The organism is Burkholderiales bacterium (assembly GCA_023511995.1).
Taxonomy (GTDB): Bacteria; Pseudomonadota; Gammaproteobacteria; order Burkholderiales; family Thiobacteraceae; genus Thiobacter.
The window spans coordinates 1-9,791 of the sequence record JAIMAL010000035.1 but is presented as its reverse complement, the minus strand read 5'-3'; the positions used below and the strand labels follow the sequence as shown (position 1 = coordinate 9,791).

At 61.9% G+C, this 9,791-nt stretch carries 9 protein-coding genes; all 9 read left to right on the top strand.

Annotation, left to right across the window (positions count from 1 at the left end; all coding sequences use genetic code 11):
- On the top strand, positions 1 to 613 hold a 613-nt coding region (locus K6T56_12385; GenBank protein MCL6557142.1), incomplete at its 5' end, for an ATP-binding cassette domain-containing protein.
- Complete coding sequence (locus K6T56_12380) at positions 610 to 1,698, top strand: glycosyltransferase family 4 protein (protein ID MCL6557141.1); 1,089 nt, start codon at positions 610 to 612, stop codon at positions 1,696 to 1,698. The genes K6T56_12385 and K6T56_12380, both read left to right, overlap by 4 nt.
- On the top strand, positions 1,695 to 2,495 hold the full coding sequence (locus K6T56_12375) for a polysaccharide deacetylase family protein (GenBank protein ID MCL6557140.1): 801 nt from the start codon (positions 1,695 to 1,697) through the stop codon (positions 2,493 to 2,495). Before K6T56_12380 ends, K6T56_12375 begins: the two co-directional genes overlap by 4 nt.
- Positions 2,496 to 3,647 (top strand): glycosyltransferase family 9 protein, encoded by a 1,152-nt coding sequence (locus tag K6T56_12370; GenBank protein ID MCL6557139.1) that lies wholly within the window; start codon positions 2,496 to 2,498, stop codon positions 3,645 to 3,647.
- The gene (locus K6T56_12365; GenBank protein ID MCL6557138.1) at positions 3,644 to 4,861 is read left to right on the top strand and encodes a glycosyltransferase; all 1,218 of its coding nucleotides are present in this window, start codon (positions 3,644 to 3,646) and stop codon (positions 4,859 to 4,861) included. Before K6T56_12370 ends, K6T56_12365 begins: the two co-directional genes overlap by 4 nt.
- A complete protein-coding gene (locus K6T56_12360; protein MCL6557137.1) occupies positions 4,843 to 5,970 on the top strand; it encodes a glycosyltransferase family 9 protein in 1,128 nt (375 codons plus the stop codon). The genes K6T56_12365 and K6T56_12360 overlap by 19 nt, the downstream gene beginning before the upstream one ends.
- 230 nt (positions 5,971 to 6,200) lie before the next feature.
- Complete coding sequence (locus K6T56_12355; GenBank protein MCL6557136.1) at positions 6,201 to 7,340, top strand: glycosyltransferase family 4 protein; 1,140 nt, start codon at positions 6,201 to 6,203, stop codon at positions 7,338 to 7,340.
- Complete coding sequence (locus K6T56_12350; protein MCL6557135.1) at positions 7,337 to 8,620, top strand: O-antigen ligase family protein; 1,284 nt, start codon at positions 7,337 to 7,339, stop codon at positions 8,618 to 8,620. Before K6T56_12355 ends, K6T56_12350 begins: the two co-directional genes overlap by 4 nt.
- Positions 8,617 to 9,648, top strand: coding sequence for a glycosyltransferase family 9 protein (locus K6T56_12345; GenBank protein ID MCL6557134.1), 1,032 nt, complete (start codon positions 8,617 to 8,619; stop codon positions 9,646 to 9,648). The genes K6T56_12350 and K6T56_12345 overlap by 4 nt, the downstream gene beginning before the upstream one ends.
- Positions 9,649 to 9,791: the final 143 nt, after the last annotated feature.

Genomic DNA, 9,791 nt, shown 5'->3' with positions numbered 1-9,791 from the left:
CCTCGTCAACCTGCTGCCCCGTTTCTACGAACCCACCTCGGGCCGCATCCTCATCGATGGCATCGACATCGCCGAAATCCGCTTGGCCGACCTGCGGGCGCAGATTGCCCTGGTCTCCCAGGACGTGGTGCTGTTCAACGACACCGTCGCCGCCAACATCGCCTACGGGCGGCTTTCGCAAGTGAGTGAGGCGGAAATCCGCGCCGCCGCGCGCGCCGCCCATGCCCTGGAATTCATCGAGCAACTGCCCCAGGGTTTCGCCACCTTGGTGGGGGAAAATGGCGTCAAGCTCTCCGGCGGCCAGCGCCAGCGCATCGCCATCGCCCGCGCGCTGCTTAAAAACGCCCCCATCCTCATCCTGGACGAGGCCACCTCGGCGCTCGACACCCAATCGGAACGCCACGTGCAGGCGGCGCTGGAGGAACTCATGAAGGACCGCACCACCCTGGTCATCGCCCACCGCCTTTCCACCATCGAAAAGGCCGACCGCATCGTCGTGCTGGAAGCCGGCCGCATCGTCGAAACCGGCACCCACAACGAACTGCTGGCCGCGAACGGGGTGTATGCGCGGCTCTACCGCGTGCAGTTGGAAATGGGTGCGCTCCCGGCATGAAAGTGTGGCACACGGAATCCTCGCTGGGTTGGGGCGGCCAGGAGAACCGCACGCTGTTGGAAATGGAATATCTGCGCAGCCAGGGGATCGAAACCGCCGTCGTCACCCCACCCGGCGCGCGTCTGGCGGCCCGGGCCCGGGAGCGGGGGTTTGCCGTCCACACGGTGGTCATGGGCCGGGGGCTGGCCGTGGGCAGCGTGCTTGCCCTGCGCCGGCTCTTCCAGGAACATCGCCCGACCCATCTCAACACCCACAGCGGTCGCGACACGCTGCTCGCGGCATTGGCCGCGCGCAGCCTTCTGCGGCGTCCCCACATCGTGCGCACCCGCCATCTCATTCTGCCGCCCACCCATCCCGCCACCTACACCTGGCTGCCGGACCGCGTGGTGACGGTAAGCCAGGCGGTGGCCGACGATCTCATCGCCCGGGGCGTGCCCGCAACCCGTATCCGCGTGGTGCCCACCGGCGTGGACTTGCAACGTTTCGACCCACAACGGGTGACTTCCCAACTGCGGCAGGAACTGGGCCTCGCCCCCGACACCCTGCTGGTGGGGACCCTTGCCATCCTGCGCAATAAGAAGGGACACCGGGACCTGCTCGCGGCCATTCCCCGGGTGCTTGCCCGATTGCCCGCCGTTCACTTCGTCATCGCCGGCGACGGGCCCCAGGAAGAAAAACTCCGCACTGAGGCGGAGCGCCTGGGCATCTCCTCCCACGTCCACTTCCTCGGCTTGCGGCGCGATGTGCCGGAAATCCTCTCCGCCCTCGATCTTTTCGTCCTGCCCACCCGTGAGGAGGCACTGGGAACGGCTTTTCTCGAAGCCCAGGCGATGGGTGTGCCCGTCATCGGCACGCGCGTTGGCGGTGTGCCGGAAACCCTGCGCGAGAACCAAACCGGGCTGCTCGTGCCCGCCAACGACCCTGCGGCCCTCGCCACCGCCCTGCTGGATCTCCTCAGCCAGCCGGAAAAGCGCGCCGCCTTTGCCCGCGCCGCCCGCCCCTGGGTGGAAAGCCGTTTCAGCATCGAGCGCATGGGCGAGGCCATGCTTCAGGTCTACCGGGAACTTCAAGCAGGCGCGCCATGAAAGCGGCGAAGGCCCTGCCCATCCTCATGTATCATCATGTCAGCCCCAGCCCGGGGCTGGTGACGGTCTCCCCCGAAAATTTCCGCGCGCAGATGCGTTGGCTCGCGGAACACGGCTGGCACACCATCGGCACGCGGGAACTCGAGGATTTCCTCGCCGGCCAACCGCTGCCTGACCGCGCGGTGATGCTCACCTTCGATGACGGTTATCTCGACAACTTCGTGCACGCCTTCCCCGTGCTGCGGGAATACGGGCTCAAGGCCGTGATCTTCGTCATCACCGGTCTCATCGGCGAGGGCGATCCCCGCCCCCAGGCCCCCTGCCCCGACCACAAAACCTGCAAACAGCTCATCACCGAGGGCCGCGCCGACGAGGTCATGCTGCGTTTTGGTGAGCTGGAAGCCATGCAGGCAAGCGGCCACGTGGAAATCCAATCTCACACCCACAGCCATCTCCGCTGGGACCTGCAGTATCCGGACCCGGCCACGCGCCTTGCGCGTCTTGCCGAAGACCTGCAAGCCTCCCGCGAGACACTGATGAAACATCTGGGTCACACCCCGCGCCACCTCTGCTGGCCCTGGGGCCACCTTGAAGCCGGCTACCGGGAAACCGCCACACGCCTGGGCTTCGAGTACCAATACACCGTCGCGCGGGGAACCGTCACCCCCCACACCGCCCCCAGTGCCATCCCGCGCATCGCCGTACGGGACCGAGACGGGGGATGGCTGGGCCAACGATTGGCCTGGTATCGCCGCCCCTGGCTCGCTGCCGCCTATGTCAGATTGCGGAACTCGTAAATGCGTTTTCCCGTAATCGAATGGCTGCTCTATGCCTGGCTGAAGAGCGCAACCCATTGGGAAGGGCGCCCACGGCCCGCTGGCGACATCGACCTCTCTGCAATCAAACGCATCCTGGCCATTTCCTGCACGGCGCTGGGCGACTCGCTGCTCTCCACCCCCGCCTTGCGCGCCCTACGGAAGACCTATCCCCAGGCGCATATCACTTGGGTGATCCACCCGGACCTTCTGCCACTTTTCGAGGGTTTTGGCGAAGTGGACGAATTCGTGCCCTATGACAACAAATGGGCTGGCTTCTTTTCCACCGCGCGGCGACTGCGGGGGTATGATCTCGCAGTCATCCTGCATGGCAACGAGCCACAGGCCAGCCCGTTGGCTTACCTTTCCGGCGCCCGCCACATCTTCAAGCTGCCTAACGACAGCAAGTGGAATTTCCTCCTCTCCAACAGGGTGCCCGTATTGCGCTGGGCCGATATGGGGCACGGCATCGACCAACGTTTGGCAGTCATCGCCCTTGCCGGGGCCAAAGGGCCGTTTGACAGACGCATGGCCGTCCCGCGCCACGCGGAAGGGGAACGCCTGGTGGCAGAGCGGCTGCGCGCGCTGGAATGGGACGGCACTCCGCTCATTGCGCTGCAACCCGGGGCTTCCACCCATAGCCGCCGCTGGCCGGCCGACCGCTTCGTCGGGCTAGCTGACGCTCTTTTACAGGTCGCGCGTGAGGTGCGGTTCGTCGTTACGGGGTCACCACGTGAGCGAAACCTGTGCACCGGTGTTGCGAACGAAATCAACAGCCTGCCTCATTCCGGCGATCAGCCGCTGGCCTGGGCCTCTGCCGGCGAGCTGCCGCTCATCGCGCTTCCCAGCCTGCTGGGGAAAGCGTCCGTCCTGGTGACGGGGGATACAGGCCCGATGCATCTGGCAGTTGCGGTTGGCACCCCCGTCGTTGCTCTCTTCGCGGTATCCGATCCTGCACGGTCTGGGCCGGCCTACGATCTCGACAGGCACATCGTTGTCAGAAAATGGCGCACCTGCGACCCTTGTCTGTCCAAGCGCTGCCCACACGCGCGCCCCATGTGCATGGAAAATATTTCGGTGAATGAAGTTGCGGCCGCCGTTGCAAGGATCTTGCAAAAGGACCGGGGGCGATGAATACGGGAAGAAAAACCATCCTCCTTTTTGACACCGGCAAGGAGTGGGGCGGCGGCACGAACAGCATGATCGAATTGCTAAAGCGCATCGATCGCAAACGTTTTTCCGTTGTCTGTTGCTTCTACACCGACTACCGGCGGGGCGCCAATGGCCCTTTGTTGTCCGAGGAGCTCGCCCGCATTGGCATTCCGCTCGTCGTTCTGCGCCCCCCCAGACAACCCCTGTGGGCCAAAATCACGAAGGAGCTCGTTCGCGGCCTGCTGCGTTCTTGGCCCGTATGGCGCCGGCAGGCAATATTCCGGATAGACAAACGCTGGAGGATCATGCCCATGGCCGAGCGCCTGGCGGAGCTCCTGCGCATCGGCCGTTTCGACCAGCTCTACATGAACAACCAGCCCTCATCGAACCTCGAGGGTTACCTGGCCGCTGATCTGGCGGGGCTGCCGGTCGTTCAGCACTGCCGTATCGAGACGAGTCTGAACCCAACGGAGGTCGCGATAACCAACCATAGCGCTTGCCGCATCATCTGCGTCTCTCAAGGAGTCGCGCAATCGTTGCGAGATCAGGGCGTTGATGACCATCTCCTGGTGGTTGTGCCGAACGGAATCGACATCCATCAGGCGTTGCCCTCACCACAACGATCAGAATGGATGTCCACCTCGCAATTGATCGTTGGCACCGTGGGGCAACTCGTTCCCCGCAAATCGGTCGCAGACCTTCTGGGTGCCATCGCCTTGATTAGGGATGAAGGTGGTCCCCGCGTGGATCTCTTGATCGTGGGGGAGGGCCCCGAGGCAGCCAACCTGCGCGCCCTTGCCAGCCGACTGGGAGTCAGCGAGCAAACTCATTTCGTCGGTTTTCAGCGTGAACCCCTGCCTTGGATCGCTGCGATGGACATCTTCGTGCTTGCGTCCCACCGGGAAGGCCTGCCGCGGGTTATTCTGGAGGCAATGCTGCTTGCCAAACCTGTGATTGCTGCGCGTGCGGTCGGTTCGGGCGAAGTCGTGGCGGACAAAGTCACCGGGCTGCTCTACCCGCATGGCGATGTCCGTTCGTTGGCGAACGCGATCATGCAGCTTTACAGAAACCCGGCGTTGCGGGCACAGATGGGCGCGGCAGGCAGGGAACGCGTAAGCCAGAAGTATTCCATTGAGCAGTACGTGGAAGGCGTGCAGAACTGCTTGTGGGAGGCGGCATGCTCTGGCTCCTCCTGACATGGCTGGCGACGCCGGTGCTGCTGCCCCTGGCAGCGTTGCGCAGAAAGGTTGTGATTCGCCGCGTTCTGGTCATCCAGACCGCGAAAATCGGGGACTTCGTCAGTACCACACCGGTCTTCCGCGCCATCAAGCAGCTTCTGCCGGGTGCGCACGTCACCGTCCTGGTCAACCCGGTGACGGCGCCCCTCGCGGCAAAGCTCGATTCGATTGATGAAGTCGTGTCTTTGCCCACCCGCGGATTTCGCGGACTGAAAGGCAAAGGCTGGCTTTACCGACTCCTCGTCCGGGGCTTCGACGCCGTCATCGTTTTAAGCCCCAACCTTTCTACATTTCTTCTACCGCTGTGGGCACGCATCCCTCGCCGCATCTCGGTGTTGCCCGACCGACGCAAGGGCAGCGCGCGCCTCGCCTGGCCCTTGCTGACATACGGTGAACCCCACATCCACGGGCAACTCTTCCGTATCACGGCGCTGCAGGCGCTGAGAGGGCTCGGGGTTCCCGGCGTGGCTGATCTGCTGGCCTTGCCCAATGAAATCCCGCAGCCTTCAACCGAAGCCGTTCAGCGGGCCAAGGCAATACTTGCGCCAGAGGCGGGCCCATACCTCGGAGTCGGAATAAGTGCAGGCAACGTGATGAAGGCATTGCCGCCCAGCGTGCTCTTTTCGCTGGTCGATGGCGTCCTGTCACAGACGAATGCACGCGTGGTGCTCATTGGCACGAGCCAGGACAGCCGGCTTGCCAACGAAATCCTGGCCCGGTTTGGTTCTGAACGGGTGATCGATGCTACAGGGAGATGGACTCTCGAAGATCTTCCCGCCCTGCTTGCACAGCTTGATGCGTATGTCGGCGTCGATTCGGGCGTCACCTACATGGCCGACGCAGCAGGGGTTCCCGTTATAGACATCATGGGGCCTGCCGATCCCCTGGACCAGAGACCCCTGGGAGCGAAGGCAATCGTCGTGCCTTCAGAGCCGGAGTGCGCACCCTGCTCCCATGCCTTTGATGCCCCCTACCAGTGCCGGCACAGTCACCGGGCGTGCCTGAACGTATCGGTGGCTGATGTCATTTCCCTCTTACGCAGCGTGATTATTTCAGCCAAGGAATAGAAAGTGTCCGCCAGACGCCTCGTGAACAGCATGCTCGGTCATTTCGGCTACCGCATTGTCAAAACGGCACCTCGAAAAACATCGGATTCGCCATCCCGGAGAATACTGGAGTCCCGCGAAATCAAGGGGTTAAACACTGGCTTTCGCCGCTGTGACCGGCTTTTCGAGGCACCCAATTATCGTCTGTACCCCCAAGGTGGCCACACGGTTGCTGCCCACAAAAGCTTGCGATGACTTCTGGCCTTCCTTCCGTTTTACATATTCATTTTTGGGCCGACATCCGGAATACCGCCGGTTCGGTAGAAAAGGTAATAACTGCTTTTGCGACGCATGGCGAGCGCTACGCACATTCGATTGCCTGTTGCCCGGCAGAGCGAGGCGAGAGTCATTTCATCCTGAATGGGGTGAGCGTTTACAGTTTTTATGAGAATCGCGTAACGAATCGTTTGTTCAACAAAATGCTACGACTCGGGGCATTCACTTACCCAAGTCTTGTTAAACTCATTCGGCAATTACGGCCTTCTATTTTGCATTTTCACAACCGGCAAGAGCTCGTCGATTCCGTTGTCGGACGGCTCGATTACAGGCCAGCCGTCGTGGTTCATTACCATCGGCATTTCGCTCACCCTGTCATTCCGGAATCTGCCGACCTTCTCCTCTTCGTCAGCGAGCGCACCCGGGAATACATCCTATGCAAAACTGGATCTCCCAAGCCTTTTGCAGTCGTGCCGAACCCATTATCGCTGGAGCTGCAGAACATTGCTTTGACTGCCCCAACCAACCCGCCGCACCGCCCGCCCGTCATTCTTTTTGGAGGGGGTGCCAGCCCTCTGAAAGGTGGCAAAGAGCTTATCGAAGCGTTCGCCAAGCTCGCGCCGGGTCGAGCGAAATTGGTTCTCGCCGGAAACGGGGTAGAAAACCTGCCAGGGCTACCGCATCCATTTGTCGAGGTTTGGGGCAGGTTGCCTGCAAACGAATTCATGCAGTTGATGAGCTTGGCCGATATTGTCGCGATGCCTTCCTTCGACGAGCCATTTGGCCTCATCGCCCAAGAGGCGATGGCGCTAGGCAAGCTTCTTTTGGTGTCGGAAACGGGAGGGCTCGCGGAATTCACCGGCCCTGATTGTGCGGTGACTGTGGATCCTCGCGATCCGCAATCCTTGCAACAGGGCCTCACCGCGGCGCTCTCGCTCTTGGAGCCCGGACGCGAACATGACAGACGGAAAATGCTGGCCAACGCCCGTCTCAGAGTGGCTACTTTCTACCCGGAGAGAGTAACCCGTAGGCTGGAAAGCGCTTATGACGACGCTTTGCTCAAGGCAAGCCACCAGGAAAACTGCGGCACAGACGCGAGGGGTCGCGCATCATGAACATTGGGCGGCTAGATTTCGGCCGCTGCTCTGCGCAGGGGCTGGCGCGGCTAGGCGTACTGATGTACCTGATTGCAGTGCCCTTCACCCATAACGCGGCATGGAAAAATGGCGCAACCTTGCTCATGCTCGGCGCTGCAATTGGGTTGTGGCAAAAGAGGCAACTCGTCATCAAGGGCCTAATGCCCCTGGCGACCAGCTTAATGGCTCTTTTGGCCATCCTTCTTCTGAGTGCCTTTGCGGGAGTTGATCCCTTATCGAGTCTCAATGAGCTGCGCAAGCATTTTTTGCCCGGTCTGCTTCTTTTTCTTCTGACTGCTGTTGCCTTCAGAGAAGAAGAATGGCAGCGGCGTTTGTTGCTGCTCGTGGGGTTTGCTTTCCTGGCCAGAATCGGACTGGCGGTCATCGAACTTTTTGCATACGGGGACCTCGCTGCAGCACGGGATCAAGGCCGGTTTGTTAAAGGATTGGCGCTGGATGCCGGTTTCTATTTTCCGGTCTACATCGGACTGATGGTCTGGCGCAGCCCGTACCGCTGGTTTGGAACCATCGCTGCCGCCGCTGTTTTAGGAATCATAGTGGCTGTTCAAGGACGCGCCCCTCTGCTCGCGGCGCTTGTTTCCGCTTTGGCTATGTTGGCTGTTTTGCGGAAATGGCGGGTGCTCGTTTTTCTTTTTGGAGGGGCGATCGTTGCCTTGGGAGTCCTGATGGTCACACAGCCGGTTCTTGGCGAGCGCTTCGCGGCTGCATTTTCTCCAAAAACCTATTTGCAAGCCTTGGATCGTCGGGCTTATGGCAGCGAAAGCGATGGCTTGAGCGGGCGCGTCCCAATCTGGCTGGGCGTGATAGAAATCGGCAATGCTCGGCCGTTGCTGGGGTACGGGTTCGGATGGAAAAAACTCGGCAAGATCGCTGTCGAGGATGGCTATCTCGCGCGCTGGGAGGCAATGCGTAATGATGCAGTGGCCAAGGCGCAAGTTTCGTATTTCTCGCTCCCCACGGATAAAGTCAATCCCCACAATCTGTACTTGCAGATTTACTTCGAAGCCGGGATTGTGGGAGTTGCCGCTTATTTGGCCGTACTCGGCATATCACTGTGGCAATCGTGGCACCTGGCCCGCGGTGGCCCAGCTTGGGAAGGAGTTGTTGGCGCAATCATTTTTGGCTTTCTTGTTAATCACATCGTTCTTGGTTTCGCTAACGGACTTTGGCTGGGGCTGGGGCCCTCGATGGCGTGGCTTGGACTTCTCGCTGCCTTATCTCGAAGGATGAGGGTATGAGAATCCTCCTGATCCGCCGCGACAACATCGGCGATCTGGTGTGCACCACGCCGCTTTTCAGCGCCCTGCGGGCGCGCTTTCCCGATGCCTTCATCGCCGCGCTGGTGAACAGCTACAACGTGGATGTGCTCGCCGGCAACCCGCACCTCGACGCGGTGTACCACTACACCAAGGCCAAGCACCGGCCGCCAGGCAAAACCGTGGCGGGCGTGTATTGGGACCGCGTGCGCCTGTTCTGGCATCTGCGCCGCCAGCGCTTCGATTACGCCATCATCGCCGGCGCCCATTTTCTGCCGCGTGCCCTGCGGCTTGCCCGCGCGGTGGCGCCCCGCCACATCATCGGCTTCACCGAGGCAGGCAAGCCGGGGGTGGAGCACATCGACATCGCGGTTCCCTACACGCTGCCGGCGCCGATGCATGAGGTGGAGGATATTTTCCGCCTGCTGCTGCCGCTGGGAGTGGAGGGACCGCCGGGACCGCTCGTCCTGGTGGCGCCGGAGGAGGAGACCCGGCGCGCGCGCGAAGCGATCGCGGCACGGGGGCAGGGCCCGGTAGTGGGCCTGCACATCAGCGCGCGCAAACCCTCCCAGCGTTGGCCAAAGGAATGTTTCGCCAGCCTTGCCCGCGAGCTCGCCACCCGTCACGGCGCCCGGCTCATGCTGTTCTGGTCGCCCGGCAGCGAGACCAATCCCCATCATCCCGGGGATGACGAAAAGGCCGACTGGATCGTGCAGGCCACACAAGACCTGCCCCTTCTGCCCTGGCCCACGCAGCGCCTGGCCGAGCTGATGGGAGGGCTTGCCGCCTGCGATGGGGTGGTGTGTTCCGACGGCGGCGCGATGCACATCGCCGCGGGGCTGGGCAAACCCATCGTCTGCTTTTTCGGCCGCTCCGATCCCACCCGCTGGCACCCTTGGGGAGTGCCCCACCGGGTTCTACAGCCGCCAAGCCATGAGGTGAAGGACATCACCGTTGCCGAGGCGCTGGCGGCCTATGAATCCCTCATCGCCGGAGTTGCGGCGCGGTGAAGAAGGAAGCGGGGATTTTGATCACCCCGGAGCACACAAAGGGCAAGGCGTCACACGGAACCATGGTTATGGTGTTGCGGCTTCGCGAAAGCAGCCCCGACGTTTTCTGAGCCCTGATCCCTGCGTGGTGCCTGAGCCCCGCC

Excerpts from the sequence above, each read along its gene's own strand:
- K6T56_12355 (MCL6557136.1), top strand. The coding sequence starts at position 6,201 with ATGACTTCTGGCCTTCCTTCCGTTTTACATATTCATTTTTGGGCCGAC.
- K6T56_12360 (MCL6557137.1), top strand. The coding sequence starts at position 4,843 with ATGCTCTGGCTCCTCCTGACATGGCTGGCGACGCCGGTGCTGCTGCCC.
- K6T56_12350 (MCL6557135.1), top strand. The coding sequence starts at position 7,337 with ATGAACATTGGGCGGCTAGATTTCGGCCGCTGCTCTGCGCAGGGGCTG.
- K6T56_12375 (MCL6557140.1), top strand. The coding sequence starts at position 1,695 with ATGAAAGCGGCGAAGGCCCTGCCCATCCTCATGTATCATCATGTCAGC.
- K6T56_12345 (MCL6557134.1), top strand. The coding sequence starts at position 8,617 with ATGAGAATCCTCCTGATCCGCCGCGACAACATCGGCGATCTGGTGTGC.
- K6T56_12370 (MCL6557139.1), top strand. The coding sequence starts at position 2,496 with ATGCGTTTTCCCGTAATCGAATGGCTGCTCTATGCCTGGCTGAAGAGC.
- K6T56_12365 (MCL6557138.1), top strand. The coding sequence starts at position 3,644 with ATGAATACGGGAAGAAAAACCATCCTCCTTTTTGACACCGGCAAGGAG.
- K6T56_12380 (MCL6557141.1), top strand. The coding sequence starts at position 610 with ATGAAAGTGTGGCACACGGAATCCTCGCTGGGTTGGGGCGGCCAGGAG.